20 protein-coding genes are annotated in these 16917 nt (G+C 71.1%); 6 read left to right on the top strand and 14 right to left on the bottom strand.

What is annotated here, in order from left to right:
* Positions 1 to 9 precede the first annotated feature (9 nt).
* Positions 10 to 984, bottom strand: a complete 975-nt coding sequence (locus tag ACTJKJ_RS07250; RefSeq protein ID WP_440820011.1) for a LysR family transcriptional regulator — start codon at positions 982 to 984, stop codon at positions 10 to 12.
* Positions 985 to 1208: 224 nt separating this feature from the next.
* On the opposite strand from ACTJKJ_RS07250, the gene ACTJKJ_RS07245 reads away from it, so the two are divergent.
* Positions 1209 to 2366 carry a lytic polysaccharide monooxygenase gene (locus tag ACTJKJ_RS07245; RefSeq protein ID WP_440820010.1) on the top strand — a complete coding sequence of 386 codons (1158 nt, stop codon included), beginning with the start codon at positions 1209 to 1211 and terminating at the stop codon, positions 2364 to 2366.
* Positions 2367 to 2444: 78 nt separating this feature from the next.
* Here ACTJKJ_RS07245 and ACTJKJ_RS07240 read toward each other — a convergent pair whose 3' ends face one another.
* From ACTJKJ_RS07240 to ACTJKJ_RS07220, 5 genes are all read right to left on the bottom strand, one after another.
* Positions 2445 to 3134: a toxin gene (locus ACTJKJ_RS07240; protein ID WP_440820009.1), complete on the bottom strand. Its 690-nt coding sequence runs from the start codon at positions 3132 to 3134 to the stop codon at positions 2445 to 2447.
* A gap of 65 nt (positions 3135 to 3199) precedes the next feature.
* The gene (locus tag ACTJKJ_RS07235) at positions 3200 to 3574 is read right to left on the bottom strand and encodes a hypothetical protein (protein WP_297382801.1); all 375 of its coding nucleotides are present in this window, start codon (positions 3572 to 3574) and stop codon (positions 3200 to 3202) included.
* Positions 3575 to 3639: 65 nt separating this feature from the next.
* Entirely contained in the window at positions 3640 to 5316 is a 1677-nt protein-coding gene (locus ACTJKJ_RS07230; RefSeq protein WP_440820008.1) for an NAD(P)/FAD-dependent oxidoreductase, read from the bottom strand.
* Positions 5317 to 5439: 123 nt separating this feature from the next.
* Positions 5440 to 5604, bottom strand: a complete 165-nt coding sequence (locus ACTJKJ_RS07225) for a hypothetical protein (protein ID WP_175538227.1) — start codon at positions 5602 to 5604, stop codon at positions 5440 to 5442.
* 164 nt (positions 5605 to 5768) lie between these two features.
* Positions 5769 to 5990, bottom strand: coding sequence for a hypothetical protein (locus tag ACTJKJ_RS07220; protein ID WP_440820007.1), 222 nt, complete (start codon positions 5988 to 5990; stop codon positions 5769 to 5771).
* Between the two features lie 227 nt (positions 5991 to 6217).
* On the opposite strand from ACTJKJ_RS07220, the gene ACTJKJ_RS07215 reads away from it, so the two are divergent.
* Together ACTJKJ_RS07215 and ACTJKJ_RS07210 are read left to right on the top strand one after the other, a co-directional pair.
* Positions 6218 to 6598, top strand: a complete 381-nt coding sequence (locus ACTJKJ_RS07215) for a hypothetical protein (protein ID WP_440820006.1) — start codon at positions 6218 to 6220, stop codon at positions 6596 to 6598.
* Between the two features lie 230 nt (positions 6599 to 6828).
* Complete coding sequence (locus ACTJKJ_RS07210; RefSeq protein ID WP_254783400.1) at positions 6829 to 7269, top strand: hypothetical protein; 441 nt, start codon at positions 6829 to 6831, stop codon at positions 7267 to 7269.
* 49 nt (positions 7270 to 7318) lie between these two features.
* Here ACTJKJ_RS07210 and ACTJKJ_RS07205 read toward each other — a convergent pair whose 3' ends face one another.
* From ACTJKJ_RS07205 to ACTJKJ_RS07190, 4 genes are all read right to left on the bottom strand, one after another.
* Entirely contained in the window at positions 7319 to 7915 is a 597-nt protein-coding gene (locus ACTJKJ_RS07205) for a GAF domain-containing protein (RefSeq protein WP_091724306.1), read from the bottom strand.
* A 66-nt stretch (positions 7916 to 7981) separates the two neighbouring features.
* The gene (locus tag ACTJKJ_RS07200) at positions 7982 to 9286 is read right to left on the bottom strand and encodes a class I SAM-dependent methyltransferase (protein WP_440820005.1); all 1305 of its coding nucleotides are present in this window, start codon (positions 9284 to 9286) and stop codon (positions 7982 to 7984) included.
* Between the two features lie 32 nt (positions 9287 to 9318).
* Complete coding sequence (locus ACTJKJ_RS07195) at positions 9319 to 10155, bottom strand: DUF1365 domain-containing protein (RefSeq protein ID WP_440820004.1); 837 nt, start codon at positions 10153 to 10155, stop codon at positions 9319 to 9321.
* Positions 10152 to 11561 (bottom strand): NAD(P)/FAD-dependent oxidoreductase, encoded by a 1410-nt coding sequence (locus ACTJKJ_RS07190; RefSeq protein ID WP_440820003.1) that lies wholly within the window; start codon positions 11559 to 11561, stop codon positions 10152 to 10154. The genes ACTJKJ_RS07195 and ACTJKJ_RS07190 overlap by 4 nt, the downstream gene beginning before the upstream one ends.
* 262 nt (positions 11562 to 11823) lie before the next feature.
* Between ACTJKJ_RS07190 and ACTJKJ_RS07185 the strand changes: the two genes are divergently transcribed.
* Both ACTJKJ_RS07185 and ACTJKJ_RS07180 read left to right on the top strand, forming a co-directional pair.
* Positions 11824 to 12417, top strand: coding sequence for a sigma-70 family RNA polymerase sigma factor (locus ACTJKJ_RS07185; RefSeq protein ID WP_440820002.1), 594 nt, complete (start codon positions 11824 to 11826; stop codon positions 12415 to 12417).
* Positions 12418 to 12516: 99 nt separating this feature from the next.
* Positions 12517 to 13206, top strand: a complete 690-nt coding sequence (locus ACTJKJ_RS07180; RefSeq protein WP_091724302.1) for a ChrR family anti-sigma-E factor — start codon at positions 12517 to 12519, stop codon at positions 13204 to 13206.
* Here the strand turns inward: ACTJKJ_RS07180 and ACTJKJ_RS07175 are convergent.
* The 4 genes from ACTJKJ_RS07175 to ACTJKJ_RS07160 are packed head-to-tail and all read right to left on the bottom strand — an operon-like array spanning position 13169 to position 16371.
* Entirely contained in the window at positions 13169 to 13648 is a 480-nt protein-coding gene (locus ACTJKJ_RS07175) for a DUF2177 family protein (RefSeq protein WP_440820001.1), read from the bottom strand. The two genes, ACTJKJ_RS07180 and ACTJKJ_RS07175, sit on opposite strands and share 38 nt — an antisense overlap.
* A gap of 22 nt (positions 13649 to 13670) precedes the next feature.
* Positions 13671 to 14489, bottom strand: a complete 819-nt coding sequence (locus ACTJKJ_RS07170) for a DUF6134 family protein (protein WP_440820000.1) — start codon at positions 14487 to 14489, stop codon at positions 13671 to 13673.
* A complete protein-coding gene (locus ACTJKJ_RS07165; RefSeq protein WP_440819999.1) occupies positions 14486 to 15295 on the bottom strand; it encodes a DUF1295 domain-containing protein in 810 nt (269 codons plus the stop codon). Before ACTJKJ_RS07165 ends, ACTJKJ_RS07170 begins: the two co-directional genes overlap by 4 nt.
* A 14-nt stretch (positions 15296 to 15309) precedes the next feature.
* The gene (locus tag ACTJKJ_RS07160) at positions 15310 to 16371 is read right to left on the bottom strand and encodes an SAM-dependent methyltransferase (protein WP_440819998.1); all 1062 of its coding nucleotides are present in this window, start codon (positions 16369 to 16371) and stop codon (positions 15310 to 15312) included.
* A 142-nt stretch (positions 16372 to 16513) separates the two neighbouring features.
* Between ACTJKJ_RS07160 and ACTJKJ_RS07155 the strand changes: the two genes are divergently transcribed.
* Positions 16514 to 16891 carry a nuclear transport factor 2 family protein gene (locus ACTJKJ_RS07155; protein WP_343603430.1) on the top strand — a complete coding sequence of 126 codons (378 nt, stop codon included), beginning with the start codon at positions 16514 to 16516 and terminating at the stop codon, positions 16889 to 16891.
* The last annotated feature ends 26 nt before the right edge of the window (positions 16892 to 16917 follow it).

Raw genomic sequence — 16917 nt, 5'->3', positions numbered from 1 at the left:
AATGGCGCTTCACCGGGAAGCGCCCTTGGAAACGGGGGGCGACGAGGTCGCGGGCGAGGCCGGGGTAGAGGCCGAGGTAGAGGCGGACGCCTCGCCCTTGGCCGCCGGGCACAGCGCGTCGACGAAGCGCTGCACGACGGTGGGCAGCCGCTCCTGGCGGGCCACGCCCAGCACGTAGTCGCGCTGGGCCCAGGCTTCATCGAGCGCCAGCCGGCGGACATCGAAGACCTGGGCGAAACGGCGCGCCGGCGCGTCCGGCAGCACCGCGACGCCCATGCCGGCCTCGACCAGCTGGGCGATCGCATCGAAGCCGCGCACCTGCAGCCGCGCCTTCAGCGTGCGGCCGCGGGTCATGGCCTCCTGCATCATGAGTTCCTGCGCCGCGGCGCCGCTGTGCAGGCCGACGAGGTCGTGATCCAGCAGGTCGTCGAAGCTGACCGACTCGCGCCCCGCCAGCTCGTGCGCCGCCGGCACCAGCACCGCCAGCCGGCCGGTGCGGTAGGACCAGGTCTGCAGCCGGTTGTCCAGCAGCGGCGTCGTGAAGACGCCCACGTCGGCGCGGCCTTCGGCCACGGCGGCCTGGACTTCGGCGCTGGTCTGGTCCTCGAGGCTGATGCGGATCTGCGGATGGGCCTGGGAGAACGCGGCCAGGTCGGGCGGCAGCGCCTCGGCGATCGCGCCGGCGTTGGCGGCGATGCGCAGGTGGCCCTTGATGCCGCGGGCGAATTCGACGACCTCGCTCTCCAGCGCGTGCAGCGATGCATGCAGCGAGCGGATGTGGCGGACCAGCGCCCGGCAGGCCTCGGTGGGCTCGACGCCGCGGGCGCGGCGCTCGAAGAGCTGCACGCCCAGCCGGGTTTCCAGGTCGGAGATCCGCTTACTGGCCGCGGCCAGCGCCAGATGTTCGCGCTCGGCCCCGCGGGTGATGGAGCGGGTCTGTTCGATCGCCAACACGAGGTTCAGGGTGGTGAGGTCGAGGCGCATGGTGGGGCGGCGGCTGGGTTGCACTGTAGCCTTCGCTCAGAGAGCAAGACTCTGGGCGTTCATGATAATTCCTTCGCCCGAAACGAAAGCTCAAAAATTTTCAGCCACGGCCGTTACCGTTGTTCAGCTTGCATTGGTCTGCATCGGGTCCTATGGTGGTCCTGCTTTGGTGTTGTGTCGGGCCACTTCATCCAGGCATTCCACTTCTCAATCAGGAGACTTGCATGCAATCCCGAGCCCGAAACGCTGGCGCCTGGTCGCTGGCCGCGCTGTCGACCGCCGTGACCGCGCTGACCGCGATCGTCGCCCCGAGCACCGCGTCCGCCCATGGCGCGCCGGAATTCCCGATCTCGCGCCAGTACAACTGCTTCAAGAACCCCTCGCTGCCGGCGTGCCAGGCGGCGATCGCCCATGGCGGTGAACAGGCCATCTACGACTGGAACGGCGTCAACCAGGCCGCCGCCAACGGCAATCACAAGGCGGTGGTGCCGGACCTGAAGATCTGCGCCGGTGGGCAGGAGAAGTTCAAGGGCTTCGACCTGGCCCGGGCGGACTGGCCCGCCACGGCCTACTCGCCGGGCGCGGATGGCAAGTACGAATACCGCTACAACGCAACCGCGCCGCATCGCTCGCTGAACTGGACCTTCTTCCTCACGCGCGACGGCTGGAACCCGGCGACATCGCCGCTGCGCTGGTCGGACCTGGAGCAGGTGCAGCAACTCGGGCCGGACCAGATCGTCACCAGCGGCAAGACGATCTACACGATGAAGCTCACGCTGCCCAAGCGCACCGGCCGGCATGTGCTGTTCTCGGCCTGGCAGCGCTCCGACAGCACCGAAGCCTTCTATGCCTGCTCCGACGTCGACTTCGGCGGCGGCACGACGCCTCCAGGCACGCCCTCGGACCTGAAGCAGATCGGCCAGGTCTCGGCGGCGCAGGACCTGCCGTCGGGAAGCACGGTGAAGCTGCGAGTGTTCAACGGCGCAGGCAACGACCTGGAGACGACCGCGATCACGCTGACCGCGGCGGCGACGAAGTCGGCGTGGCTCGGCCAGATCGCGACGAAGGTCAACCAGAGCTCCGCCTATCTCAAGATCGGCACGCTGCAGGGCGGCGCCGTGATCGTGCCCGGCGGCGCGACGGTGATGGACGTGTACCTGCAGAACGCCAATTCGGGCGCGAGCTACGCGATGGACGTCCTCCTGCCGACGACGCCCCCGACCACGCCGCCCGGCACGACCTGGACGGAGGGCGCGAGCTACACGGTCGGCCAGGTGGTGAGCTACCAGGGACGCTCCTACCGCTGCCTGCAGGCGCACACGGCCTACGTGGGTGCGGGCTGGACGCCGGCGGCGGCGCCGACGCTGTGGCAGGCGATGTGAGGACGTCCGCCGGGGCCAAACCTGGCGGCGCCTAGGAGTCGCCCATGCGACGGCCCAAGGCCGACCATGGGCGCTCGCTCAGCGCTCCTCGCTCGACGCCGCCGGACACACGACATCCAGCCAGCCGCCAGCAAGCTTGCGAATGTGCGGATGCACCCGGGCGTTCTCGCGCCTCACGTCGAACAGGACGTCACGCCGACGCTGCACTCGAGCCAGGGAGAAACCCAGTTGCCCACCCAGGCTGTTGTCGAACATCAGCGTGGCATCGGCGATCGGAGCGGCATGGCCGATGGCTAAGCGCGTACGGCCGAACCGCGCCAACAGCCGGTTCAATGGCACGTCGTGACCGCCTTGCTCGACGCGCTGCGCCACGCGGGTCACGGACAGACTGACGTGCGCCAGGCCAACGAAGACCAGGACAACAAAGTAGCCCTCGTGCTGCATCTCGAGGATGTCATCGGCCTTGGACTCGATCCGACCGCCGGGGTGCTCGATGTAGTGGGAGAAGACGGTCTCGAACGCGAAGGGCAGGCCCTCACGCATCACCAAGGTCTTGAAGGCGCGAACGCCCTCTTGCGACAGGCGAGCCCACCGATCGTCGTCGTTGCGCAGCTTCTGCGCCCAGGACGGCAACGGCGATTGCGCGGGAAGAATGGAAGATGTCAGGTTATCCGCGTTGAGCAGCGGCATCTGCAACGTCGGTCCGAGTTTGTCCCGCCACAGCGTGGATTTCCCCGATCCGTTGTGCCCGGCAAGCACGATCGCCATGGGCTTCTTCTGGCCCTTTCCCAACCCCCGGAGAAGGCCAGACAGCGCCGGTGCCCGCAAGGCGGTCATTTGTCGGAGAGCGGCTCGAAACGACCATGGACCAGACGTCCACGCTGTTGCTTGCCTTGCGCGGAACGGCGCACCAGGATCGACGGATCCTCCGGGTCAACGGCGTAGGCGAAGCTGATCTTCGCACCGGGAGGGAAAACGCTCTTGCGGGAGACGCCAGGCCGTTCAAGCGCCGCCCCCACTTTCCTGATCAGGCTGTTGGTCTGTTCGTCGCGCTTGACGCGCTTGACGGGTGCGGACGTGCTTCCCGACGTATCGACCAGCGCCATGCCGCCCGAGAACACAGCGACCGCCGTGCCTTTCAACGTCATCGGCCTGGACCGGGCGGTCTTGCTGGTATCGATCTTCTTGAGGGCGTTGCTGGAAGCCATGATCTGCGGCGAAGTAGGCTGGAATTGTGCCACCGGCCCCGAAGGTGCGCACCGAGGCGAAAGGCTCAAAGGCCCAGCATGCTACGGCCCACCGCCTCCGCCACCTCGATGCCATCCACGCCGGCGGACATGATGCCGCCGGCATAACCGGCGCCCTCGCCGGCAGGGAACAGGCCGCGCACGTTCAGGCTCTGGTAGTCCTTGCCGCGCGTGATGCGCAGCGGCGAGGACGTGCGCGTCTCCACGCCGGTCAGCACCGCGTCGTTCATCGAGAAGCCGCGGATCTGGCGCTCGAAGGCGGGCAGCGCCTCGCGGATCGCGTCGAGCGCGTACTCGGGCAGGCTGCCGAAGCCCTTCTGCTGCAGGTCGGTCATCGTGACGCCCGGCTTGTAGCTCGGCTCGACGCCGCCCAGCGCGGTGCTGCGCTGGCGCTTGATGAAGTCGCCGACCAGGCCGGCCGGCGCCCTGTAACCGCCCTCGCCCAGTTCGTAGGCGCGCGACTCCCAATAACGCTGGAACGCGAAGCCATCCAGCGGATTGACGGTGCTGCCGTCCTTCTTGCCGTCCTGGCGGTAGTCCTCGGGCGAGATGCCGACGACGATGCCGGCATTGGCATTGCGCTCGGCGCGGGAGTACTGGCTCATGCCGTTGGTGACGACGCGGTCCGGCTCCGAGGTCGCCGCCACCACCGTGCCGCCCGGGCACATGCAGAAGCTGTAGACCGAGCGGCCGTTCTTCGCGTGATGGACCAGTTTGTAGTCCGCGGCGCCCAGGAGGGGATGGCCGGCGTTGGGGCCGAAGCGCGCCTTGTCGATGATCGACTGCGGATGCTCGATGCGGTAGCCGATCGAGAACGGCTTGGCCTCCATGTAGACGCCGCGGGCGTGCAGCATCGTGAAGGTGTCGCGCGCGCTGTGGCCGAGCGCGACGACGACATGGTCCGCGCGGATCTGCTCGCCCGAGGCCAGCGTCACGCCGCGCACCTGGCGCTGGCCATCGGCGCCGGGCTCGATCAGCAGGTCGGTGACCTTCTGCTGGAAGCGGATCTCGCCGCCCAGGCGCTCGATCTCGGCCCGGATCTTGATGACCATGCTCACCAGGCGGAAGGTGCCGATGTGCGGCTTGCTGACGTAGAGGATCTCCTCGGGCGCGCCGGCCTTGACGAACTCCGTCAGCACCTTGCGGGTGAGGAAGCGCGGGTCGGAGATCTGGCTGTAGAGCTTGCCGTCGGAAAAGGTGCCGGCGCCGCCTTCGCCGAACTGGACGTTCGATTCCGGGTCCAGGACGCTCTCGCGCCACAGGCCCCAGGTGTCCTTGGTCCGTTCGCGGACCTGCTTGCCGCGCTCCAGCACGATCGGCCGCAGGCCCATCTGGGCCAGGATCAGCGCGACGAAGATGCCGCAGGGGCCGAAGCCGATGACCACCGGACGCGGCCGTTCGCCGGCGTGGAAGTCGGCGGGCGCATGGCCGACGAACTGGTAGCGGGTGTCCGGCGACGGCTTGATGTGGGCGTCACCGCCGTGGCGCTGCAGCAGCGCGGCCTCGGCGGCGGCGTCGCCGACCTCGCAGTCGACGGAATAGATCAGGACCATCGCGGTCTTCTTGCGCGCGTCATAGCTGCGCTTGAAGACGGTGAAGGCAGTGAGTTGCGCGTCGGGGATGCCGAGCCGCTCCAGGACGGCGGCGCGCAGGGCCTCCTCGGGGTGGTCGAGGGGCAGGCGGAGTTCGTTGATGCGGATCATGGCGATTGATCGGGCAGCAGGGCGAGGTCGCGGCGGGCGGCTGGACGTCGCAGAAAACAAAACAGGCCCCGCCGGGAGGCATGGGCCTGTTGTCGAGTCGCCGGGGTCTTGCTCCCCGCGACCTCAACCCGAGTGCGGACGCTTGCCCGGGTTCTTCTTCGAGCGGGTGTGCGAGCCGCGCTCGAGGCTGCTCTTCTGGCCGCGGTGCGTGGTGACGGTCACGCCCTTGGGCGCGGCGGGACGGGGGGAAGCCTTGCGGTCGGCTTCGGTGACGATCTTGTTGCCCATGTTGGCTCCGGTAATGAACGAGAGACACCTGCCCGAAGTCACAGACTCGCCGGCCTCGGGCCCGAGCGGGCGACCGGTTGCCTTGAGCAGCGTCGGAAATACGGTGAAGGGCGGGAGTTTACACGCGTCGCGCGCGGCTCGGCGCGGCGGCGCGGGTGCCCGGCTCAATCCAGCCCGTGACCACCGCCGGCATCCAGGGCGGGCGGGCGCAGCAGGTCGGCGTCCACGCCCATGACCTCGCTGGCGCGCTCGACCGCCTGCCAGAGCGCGGCGGGCATCGCCAGGATGTCCTCCGGCGTGTCGGAGCGGGCGATCCATGCATCGATTTCCTGATGCTGTTCCAGCGTGATCAGGTCGAGGTTCAACATCTCGTCGATGGTCTTCACGGCGGCCTCCTTCAGTCGTGCGGGTCTCAACGGCGAGTCCGGCGAGTCGCTCGCGCCAGGGTACCAGCCTCCCGCGACGCCCAAGCGGCAGTCGATCACGCATATCGCCCTGTCCATGCGCGTCCAGGCCCGTCCGTGCGCCGATCCCGCGCCCAGTCCACCGCCGTGCCGGGTCCGCCGATTGCCAGTGTTCCGACCCGCGAACGAAAAGTCGAAGGGATACGGCCATGAAACACCTCCGCATCGCCCTCATCACGGCGTCGGTGACCGTCGTCGCCGCGGCGGCCATCGCCCAGACGCAGGAACCGCCGCCCTCCTCGGCCGCGAGCCGCAAGCAGTCCGGCGTCGTGGGCCCACCGCTGGACGCGGCGCAGATCCAGCAACCGGCGGCGTCGACAGCCACGCCCGCTCCCACGCCCGCCCCTGCGGTCGCGCCGGCTCCTGTGGCTCCTCCGCCCGCCGTCGACACGCCCGAGCCCCGGCCTGAGGCCGCGGCCCCGTCCCGCGCCGAGCGCCCGACCGCGCCCTCCAGCCGCCGGGCCAGCGGTCGCGTCACCGAGGCCGCCGAACCCGCCGGCGCGCTGCCGATCCGGCCCGACCGGAACTGACCGGCCGGCGCGTCGCCCTCGACGCCCCATCCCTCGCCGCACCTAACCGCATCCGCCGTCTCCCCGCCCCCATCCGACGCATGAAGCCAGCCGCGCCCTCCTCCGATTCGCAAGCTCCCGCGCCGCCCACCCCTCCACGGGACCCTCGGCCCTCCGACGAGGACGCCGTCCCGCTGCTGCTGCGCGGCTTCTCGGTGGTGCATGCCGCGCTGGCGCTGCTGTTCACCGTCATGGCCTTGCTGCTGCTGGCCATCGCGGCGAAGGAAACCTGGATGGCGCTGCACCTGGACTGGAACGACGAGGCCGCGCAGCTGGTGATCGAGGCGATGGGCGTGCTGGCGGCCGCCGTGGTGGCGCTGCAGATCGCGCAGACCATCACCGAGGAAGAGGTGATCCGCAGCGCCCACATCAGCGCGCCCACGCGGGTGCGGCGCTTCCTGTCGCGCTTCATGGTGGTGATCGTGGTCGCGCTCGCGATCGAGGCGCTGGTGGCGACTTTCCGCTCGGCGCATTCGGACTCGACGCTGCTGCTGCACGCGGCGGCGATGGTGCTGGCGGTGGGTGCGCTGCTGACGGGCTGGGGGCTGTTCATCCGCCTGAACCGCGCCGCCGAGGAACTCGAGCCCGAGGCGATGCAGGAGGCCAAGCGGGAGGATCACAAGCTCAAGTGAGCGGGTCGCCCACCGGGCCGCCTGCCCGGCCGCCCCGAGGCCCAGTTGCTCAATCGTTCTCGAACGGCATCGTGTCCAGGAAGTCCTGCGCCTCGACCTTGCGGGCAACCAGGCGCGCGCAGCCCTTCAGCCGGGACAGGTCCTCGGTCTGCAGGCCCGGGTTCGGGTGCGCGCTGAAGCAGCACACGGTGCCGAAGATGCGGCCGTCGGACAGCACGACCGGCGCGCTCAGGTGGGCGCCGATCGGGATCGGCGTCGGCGGCAGCTGCAGCGCCTCGGCCAGCGCCGACGCGTTCGTCATCAGCTGCGGCGCGCGTCCCTCGACGATGCGCTGGCAGTAGCTCTGCTCCAGCGGCGCCGAATCGCCTACCTGCACGCCGATCTCGGACTCGCCGTCGACGAAGCGGAACACCCGCTCGCCCTCCAGGAACTCGGACACGAACACCACGTCCATGCCCAGTTGCTCGCGCAGGCCGCGCAGCACCTGGGTGATGCGCGCGTCGAGCTCCGGATCGAAGCCGTCCGAGGTGGCGGCGAGCAGCTCGGAGATGGCGACATCGAGGGACTGGGCGGTGAACGGACGGTCGTACATCGGAGCGAAGGGCTGGAAGGAGGACGGCGGAGACAGGCGGTCGATGCTACTCATCCACCGCTCGGCGTCCCCGTGGCGCCAAGGCGCGCAGGTTACCGCGTGTAGCAGGACCTCGCGGCCTCAGGTGCCGCGTGTCAGGCGATAGAGCCCCACGTCGACGCGTCCGGCCAGGAATCCCGCCTCGCAGTAGCTCAGGTAGTAGGTCCACAGCCGCTGGAACGGCAGGTCGAAGCCTTGCGCCTCGATCGCCGGCCACTCGGCCAGGAAGCGCCGGCGCCATTCCGCCAGCGTCCTCGCGTAGTCGCGGCCGAAGCGGGCCTCGGTGTGGAAATCCAGCCCGGCGCGCGCCCCCTCCCGGGCCATGCGCTCGGGCGTGGGCAGCATGCCGCCGGGGAAGATGCAGCGCTGGATGAAGTCCGGACTGGCGCGGTAGCGCTCGAAGTGCGCCTCGTCGATCGTGATGGCCTGCAGCACCGCCCGGCCGCCCGGCTTCAGCCGGTCCCGCAGGGTGGCGAAGTAGGTCGGCCAGTAGGCTTCGCCGACCGCCTCGATCATCTCGATGGAGACGATCCGATCGAAGCGCCCCTCGATGTCGCGGTAATCCTGCAGGCGCAGATCGACCTGCGCGGCGACGCCCCATTCGGCCGCGCGCTGCTGCGCGAAGGCGAGTTGCTCGGTCGACAAGGTCACGCCGACGACCTCCACGCCGCAGCGCCGGGCGAGCGTCGCGGCCAGCGTGCCCCAGCCGCAACCGATCTCGAGCACCCGTTGACCCGCGCGCAGGTCCAGCAGCTCGACGATGCGGTCGAGCCGCCGCGCCTGCGCGGCCTCCAGCGATCCGTCGGATGGCGTCGCAGCCGGGCCTGCGCAGGACGCGTCCGCCGCGGCGAGCTCGTCCACGTCGTACATCGCGCTCGAGTAGAGCATCGAGTCGTCCAGCCACTTCGCGTAGAACCGGTTGCCCAGGTCGTAATGGGCGGCGATGTTGTGGCGGCTGCCGCGCCGCGTATTCGCATTGGCGCGATGGCGCCACCGCGAGAGCCAGCGCGCCGGGCCGCGCGTCGCGGTCACGCCGCCCAGCGCCGCCTCGTTGGCGACGCCGAACATCAGCAGCGCGGTCAGGTCGGGCGAGCTCCAGTCGTCGTCGCGGTAGGAGAACGCCAGCCCCAGGTCGCCCTCCATCAGCAGGCGCAGCACCGGCCGCCACCGATGCAGACGGAGTTCCGCGCGCGGTCCCGGCATGGGGCCGGTGACCTCGAGCCGCCGGCCATCGGGCCAGGTCAGCGTCAGGCGGCCATGCCGGACCCGCACCAGCCACCGCCGCAGCGGCGCCTGCCACGCCGGGAGCGGATCGCCCGCCAGCGTGGCCGCCGACGACGGCACGTCGCGGGGCGCGGTCAGGATCGAACTGGTGTCGTGATGCATGAGGGTCTCGTGGGTCGGTCTCGGGAAGTCGGTCATGGCAAGGACGAAGGAACGTCGTCCCGCCGCACCACGGTCAGCGGCGAGGCCGGCGCGGCGGGCCGTTCATGCAGCCGCGCGCCCTTGAGCCACAGCCGCAGCGCCTCCCAATGGATGCCGGCGACGACCTTCAGCGTCAGCAGCGGATAGGCGACGAGCAGCCGCAGCAGCCGGGCGTCGGTCAGCGGCGCGCGGTGCGCGTCGAGCCGGGCATGCAGCACCGCGGCGCCGTCGGCCTCGTGCACGCTGACGCCGATGGACATCGACTCGCGCGGCGGCTCGATGCGGAAGCGGTAGTGCAGCGCCATGCCGAGGAAGGGCGACACGTACAGCCGCTTGTCGCTGCGCTGCTCGATCAGCGGCGCGGCGCGCTGGGCCGGATCGACTTCGATCAGGTAGCTGTGCCGTTGGCCGAAGGTGTTGTTGACCTCGTAGAGGATCGCCAGCGGCGTGCCATCCGGCGCGTCGCAGAACCACACGCTCAGCGGATTGAAGGCGTAGCCGAGCAGGCGCGGCATCGTCAGCAGCCGCACCGCGCCACCGGCGGGCAGGCCGGCCGCCGCGAGTTGCGCGTCGATCCACGCGCGCAGCCCGGCCACGTCGCCGGCGCGGCCGTCGCCGTGGTCCGACGGACGGAAGCTGAAGAGGTTGAACCGCCCCAGCGAGAACCAGCGCAGCCGCGCATCGAGCGCCGGCAACTCGTCCAGGTCCAGCAGCAGCGAGAACATCCGGTAGCTCAGCCGATGACGCAGCGGTCGCAGCCGCTGGTGCATCACCCGGCCGAGGTAGAGCGCGGAGGCGCCCGGGGCGCTCGCGCCGTCTAGTGCGCTCATGCCACCACCCCGGCCCGGTCGGCCAGCCCGGCCGCGCCGCGCGGCAGGTGGATGCGGCCGGATTCGTCGGGCACCAACCAGGGCCGGCGCACGCCGCCCAGCGCCTCGGCCACCGCCAAGCCCGCCTGCAGGCCGTCCTCGTGGAAGCCCGATCCGAACCAGGCACCGCAGAACCAGGTGCGCTGCCGCCCCTGCAGCGACCAGAGCTCGCGCTGCGCGGCGATGCCGGCCGCGTCGAAGCGCGGATGCTCGTAGACCTCGGTGCGCAGCAGGTGGTCGGGATGCGGCGGGACGGCCGGGTTGAGCGTCACGAACAGCGGTTGCGCATCCGGCCCCTGCGGCAGGTGCGGCTGCAGCCGGTTCATCCAGTAGGTCACCGTCGGCGCCACCTGCCCGCTTTCACCCTGGCGCGAGGCGAGGTAGTTCCAACTCGACCAGACCGCGCGGCGGCGCGGCATCAGCGCCGGATCGCGGTGCAGCACGGCCAGGTTGCGCGTGTAGGGAATGGCCCCGAGCAGGCGCCGCTCGGCGGCGCTGGGGGCGAGCAGCATGCGCAGCGCCTGGTCCGCGTGGGTGGCCAGCACGACGTGGTCGAAGGGCGCGGTCCAGGCGCCACGACGGGTGCGCAGGCGCACGCCGTCCGGCTCGCGCGCGACGGCGATGACCGGCTCGTCGCGGTGGATGCGGTCGGCGAAGGACTGCGTCAGGCGTCGCACGTACTCGCGGCTGCCGCCCTCGACGGTGCGCCACACCGGCCGCCCGCTGACCCGCAGCAGGCCATGGTTCTCGCAGAAGCGGACGAAGGCGGCGACCGGATAACGGCCGATGTCGGCGGCCGTCGAGGACCAGATCGCGGCGCCCATCGGGTACAGGTGGTCGTCGCGGAAGGCGCGGCCATAGCCGCGCGCGTCGAGGTAGTCGTCCAGCGCCAGGTCGCCACTGGCCTGGGCGTCGCGCGGGGCTTCCCGATAGAAGCGCAGCAGGTCGCGCAGCATCGACCAGAAGCGCGGGCGCAGCAGGTTGGCGCGCTGGGCGAAGAGGCCATTCAGGTCGGTGCCGGCGTATTCCAGCGCGCCGCCGTCCAGGCTCACCGCGAAGGACATGTCCGACGCGCGCGTCGGCACCGCCAGGTGGCGGAACAGCGCGCTCAGGTTGGGATAGGCCGGCTCGTTGTAGACGATGAAGCCGGTGTCCACCGGCACGCTCACGCCCCGGTCCGGCGCGTCGACCGTGTGGCTGTGGCCGCCGATGCGGCCGTCCGCCTCGAAGACCTGGACGTCGTGGCGCCCGGACAGCAGCCAGGCGCAGGACAGCCCCGAGATGCCGGCGCCGACGACGGCGATGCGCAGCGGACGGCCGTCCGGGGGGCTGGGGAAGTCGGGCGGGAGGGTGTCTGGGCCGGGCATCGTCGCGTCCTGGGGTTTGGCGCTTCTACGCGAGCCGATCGGATTTGGATCGCCGGCCGCGAACCGGCGAGCCGGCCCCGGCTTTCCCTTGGGGCGAGGGTCGCCCGCATGGCGGTAGTGGCTCGGCCCGGCGATGATCCGATCCGCCGTCCGTCGCGTATCAGGACCCATGGGTACCCCGCATCGCGACGATCCGACCTCCGCCCCGGCCTCCCCGCCGGGCGAGGCGGCGTCCCCGTCCGCCTTGCCGAAAGCCCGCCACTTGAAGATCGTCCCGCTCGATCCGGACCGCCGGTCCGCGCCCCCGCCGTCCGAGCCGGACTGGGCGGCGCTGATGCGTCGCGTCGCCGAGCAGCACGATCGGGAGGCCTTCGGCCGGCTGTTCTCGCATTTCGCGCCGCGGCTCAAGAGCTACCTGATGCGCACCGGCAGCAGCGACGCCGCCGCCGAGGAACTGGCGCAGGACACGCTGGTGACGGTGTGGCGCAAGGCGGCGATGTTCGATCCGGCGCAGGCGGCGGTGTCGACCTGGATCTTCACCATCGGGCGCCGGCTGCGCATCGATGCCGCGCGGCGCCACCTGCTGGACGGCGCCGGCGACGAGTGTTTCGAGTTCGACCACCTGCAGGCCGATCAACCCGACGTGGCCGACCACGCCGACGCCTCGCGCCAGGGCCAGCGGATCCGGGAGGCGCTGTCGCGCCTGCCGCCGGAGCAGGCGCAGGTGCTGCGGCTGTCCTTCTACGAGGACGAGCCGCATGCGCGGATCGCCTCGGAACTGGGATTGCCGCTGGGCACGGTGAAGTCGCGCATCCGGCTGGCGGTGGCGCACCTGCGCCGGCTGCTGGATCCCTGAGCCGGCCGCACGATCGCCTCGCCCCATCAATCACGCCATACCGTTCCCATCACGCCAGCCATCACCAATCACCGCCCTTCCCCTTCTGACCGCCTGACCATGCGCCCGCCCGACATCCACCATCACCCCGCCGACGAGCTGTTGCTGTCGCTGGCCGCGGGCACGCTGCCCACGGGCATCCGGCTGGTGACGGAAATCCATCTGGAGCTGTGCGCCGCCTGCCGCGAGCGGGTGGCGATGCTGCGGGCGGTGGGCGGGGCGCTGATCGAGGAGGAAGCGGCCGCGCCGATGCGGGACGACGCGCTGGCGCAGGCGTTCGCGCGGATCGACGCGATGGACGCGATCGAGGCCGTGGCCGGCGCGGACGGGGCGGCCATTCCCCGCAAGGTGCCGGCGCCGCCGCCGCTGCCGACCGGCGCGGTGTGGCCGCGGGCGCTGGCCGACTGCAGCGCGACGCGCTGGCGCTGGATCGGCCCGGGCATGCGCTGGAGCAAGGTCAGCGTGCCCGGCGCGCCGCAGGCCAATGTCTTCCTGCTGCGTATCGGGCCCGGCAAGTACCTGCCGCCGCACACGCACCGCGGGACCGAGCTGACGCAGGTCATCTACGGCCGGTTCCACGACGGGCGCGCGCTGTTCGGCCCGGGCGACTTCGACCTGGCCGACGGCGAGGTCCACCATCAGCCGGTGGTGCAGGAAGGCAGCGAATGCATCTGCGTGGCCGCCGTCGACGGCCGGCTGCATTTCGACGGCTTCATCGCCCGGTGGTTCGGGTCGCTCGTCGGGATGTGAGCGCGGCCGTCACCAGGGCGGCGACGCCGGACGACAGGCCGCTGACGACGGCGCCCCACGCCAGGTCGATGACGGTGATGAACCAGGGCCAGTCGCGCAGCGTGGCCTGATTGGTGAAGTCATAGGTCGCGTAGGCCAGGAAGCCGAAGCAGGCGCCCTGCGTGAACGCGAGCCGCGGACGGCCGCCCCGCAGCGCGGGCGCGACCGCGAAATGCACCAACCCGGCGACGAACAGCGGATAGAAGATCGCCACCGCGCGCCAGTCGACGGTGGCGGCCATCAGGTGACCGATGGCCGGCTGGTAGAGCGCGGCAGTCATGGTGCCGAGCCAGACGGCATCCATCGCCAGGAAGACGACCAGCGTCGCGAGGTAGGCCAGCGGCCAGCGCCAGGCGGGCGCGGCGGCAGGCAGTGGGCGAGTCGTCGTGGTGGATGCGTTCATCGCGATCTCCTGGAGTGTTGATTCACGGCAGCCGATAGCTCAGCACCCGTCCGCCCTTGACCACCGCATCGAGCCCGATCCAGCGGCCATCGGACCGGTCTCGCCACAGCGTCAGCTGCTGGCGCTGCGCGGGCTTGCCGGCGGCGGCGGGCGGCGTGGCAGTGAGGCGCCAGCGCATCGCCTCGACCTCGCGGCCGGCCACCGCAAGCGAGGCATCGGCCAGGCGCTCGATGCGGACCTCGTCGACCTCGCCGGTCTGCGGATTCAGCAGCCGCTGCTGCCGCACCAGCGCCGGATGCCAGTAGGCGTAGCTCATCAGGCAGTCCGTCTCGGCGACGGCTGATGCCGATGCCGATGCCGATGCAGATGCCGACGGAGCCTGCGGCGATGGCGATGCGGTCGACGGCCCTCGCACATTGAAGGTCTTGTTGACCTCCACCGGCTTGCCGTCATCGTCGGTGCGGCTCTGGATCGCCTGCAGGCAGTCGCCGCGCCAGCGCTCGCTGGCCTCGTGGCGGTAGCGGAAGACCGTGAGGCCGAGCAGCTTCACGTCGAAGCGGGCGAGGCTCCGCACGGCACGGCCCCCCGGCTCGCCCTCGACGACGAAGCGATGGGTGCCGATCGGCTTGCCATCGAGGCGGACTTCAAAGTCCCAGGCGGCGCTCGCGATCGTGCGCGCGTCGGCCCCTCGAGGCGCGGGCGTCGCGACAGCGCCCGACGCCGACGCGCTGTCTGCACCGGGCGCGCCATCCGCGCCGATAGCAGCGCCGCCAATCCAGGCGGCCGCAAGGACGGCGACGCGCAGGCCGAGCCTCGGCATGAGCGTTCGGCCGGCCCTCATCGAGCGCCGCTCCGTTTCGGCGGCCACGGGATGAACGCGCTGGTGCGGGCGATGTAGTCGCGATAGGCGGGACGCCGCTGGCCGATGTCCTGCTCGAGCAGCGCCACGCCGCTGACCTTGAGCAGCAGCACCGTCATCAGGACCGGCGACGCGAGGCACCAGGCCGCGGTGGGCCCTCCCGCTGACACGGCCATCAGCCCCAGCCCCCACCACACGCAGCTTTCGCCGAAGTAATTGGGATGCCGCGAATAGCGCCACAGCCCCCTGTCGAGCACACGGTCGCGGTGCCCCGGCGCGCGGCGGAAGCGGCTGAGCTGCGCGTCGGCGATCGTCTCGATGAGCAGGCCGCCCCCGGCCAACATGGCGCCGACGGTGTCCCAGGCGGACCACACCGACCGGCCGCCGCCGCTGGCCGCGAGCATCGGCCAGGACACGACCCAGCCGAGCACCGCCTGCAGCAGGAACACCAGCCACAGGCTCTTGAGCCCGAAGCCGGGCTGGTTGCGCGCGCGGATGGCCTGGTAGCGCGGGTCCTCGCCATGGCCCCAGTTGCGCACGGTGACATGGACGCCGAGCCGCAACGCCCAGGCGAGCGTGATCGCGAGCATCACCTGCGCCCGCGCGTCACCGCCGAGGCTGACGACATAGAAAGCCGCCGGCGCGGCGATGAAAGCCGACCACACGCGGTCGGCCAGGCTCGCGTCGCGCCGCGTGAGGCTCACCAGCCAGGTGGGCAGCGCGATGGCGACGGCGATCGACAGGCCGATGCCGGCCGCGACGGCGAGTTCGACAGCGGAAGGCGCCATGTCCATCCCCGCCCTCAGCGCCGAGGCGCGAAGAGGTAGTGGCTGACCCACCACTGCTGCCCCTGGTCGTAGGCGAACAGTTCCTCGACCGAGAGCAGGAAGAGCCGCCAGCGCTGCCACCACATGGAGGCGTCGGCGGGGCCGTAGACGCGCTCGAAGAGCGGCATCAGCTCGCCCCGGTGCGCATCCAGGCGCTCCAGCCAGGCCGCCGCGGTGCGCGCGTAATGGCGGCCGTCCCAGCGCCAGCGCTGCTGCAGCGCCAGGTCGTCCTGGCAGAGCAAGGCCAGGTCGTCGCTGGGCATCATGCCGCCGGAGAAGAAGTGGCGGCTCATCCAGTCGGTGTCATCGCGGACCTCGAAGGCATAGGGCGCCTCGCGATGCGCGAAGACATGCAGGAAGAAGCGGCCATCGTCGCGCAACCAGTTCGACACCTTGCGGAAGGCGCGCGGCCAGTTGCGCAGGTGCTCGAACATCTCGACCGACACGATCCGGTCGAAGCGCCGGTCGAACTGGCCGTCCTCGCCCCAGGACGAGAAGTCGGCCGTCTGCACCTGCAGGTTGCGCAGGCCCAGCCGCAGCGCCTGCGCTTCGATGAAGGCCCGCTGCGAGGCCGAGTTCGACACCGCCAGGATCTGCGCCGCTGGCAGGTGCTGCGCCATCCACAGGCTCAGCGAGCCCCAGCCGCAGCCCAGCTCGAGGATCGCCTGTCCATCGGCCAGCCCGGCGCGCGCCGCGGTTTCCGCCAGCGCCGCCTCCTCGGCCGCCGCCAGCGTGTCGACGCCTTCAGGCCACCAGCAGCAGCTGTACTTGCGCCGCGGTCCCAGCATGGCCTCGAACAGCGCGGGCGGCAGCTCGTAATGCTGCGCGTTGGCCTGCTCCGGCAGCACCGCCAGCGGCGCGGCGCGCAGCCCGGCCAGGAAGTCCTGCGTCAGCGCGGCCGCCGCCTCGGGGTCCTGGTGATGCGCCTCGTCGAGCCGCAGGCGCAGCAGGCGCCGGATGCCCAGCCGCACCGCGGCCTCAGGCAGCAAGCCGCGCTCGGCGAGCCGGACGGCGATCGAGGAAATTGCAGGCGCCATGGCATGCCCTTCGGGGATTGGTCTGCCGCTTGTACGCCAGGCCGGGCGACTTGGATCTCCGGTGCGCGCGGGCGCGACGCCCGGTCGCGGGGGCCGCCGCGCGGCTGGCGACCGCGACGCTCGCGCATTAGCATCGCGCCGCATGACTGCCACCGCCGACCCGCTGGACCTTTTCCTCGCGCTGGAAACCCGCCGCACGCGCGCCATCGTCGACCGTGACCTGGCCACGATCGAGGCGCTGCACGCGCCCGGGTACGAATTGATCACGCCCGCCGGCCGGGTCTTCCCGCGGGCTGAGTACCTCGCCCGCATCGCCGAGGCGCCGTTCTACACGGGCTGGGAGATGGACGACCTGCAGGTGCGTGCCTCGGCGGACCTGGCGGTGCTGCGCTATCGCGCCCGCCTGAGCTTTCCTTCCGGCAAGGTCGTCGACTGCTGGCACATGGACGTCTACGAGCGCCACGAGGCCGGTTGGCGGGCCGTGTGGTCCAAGGCGACGGCCATCCCGCCGCCGGCCTGAGGCGCGGCGCCCACCACCGCCCGCTG

This window comes from Roseateles sp. 22389 (genome assembly GCF_052044995.1).
GTDB lineage: Bacteria > Pseudomonadota > Gammaproteobacteria > Burkholderiales > Burkholderiaceae_C > Roseateles.
This window is presented reverse-complemented; position numbering and strand designations above follow the sequence as displayed.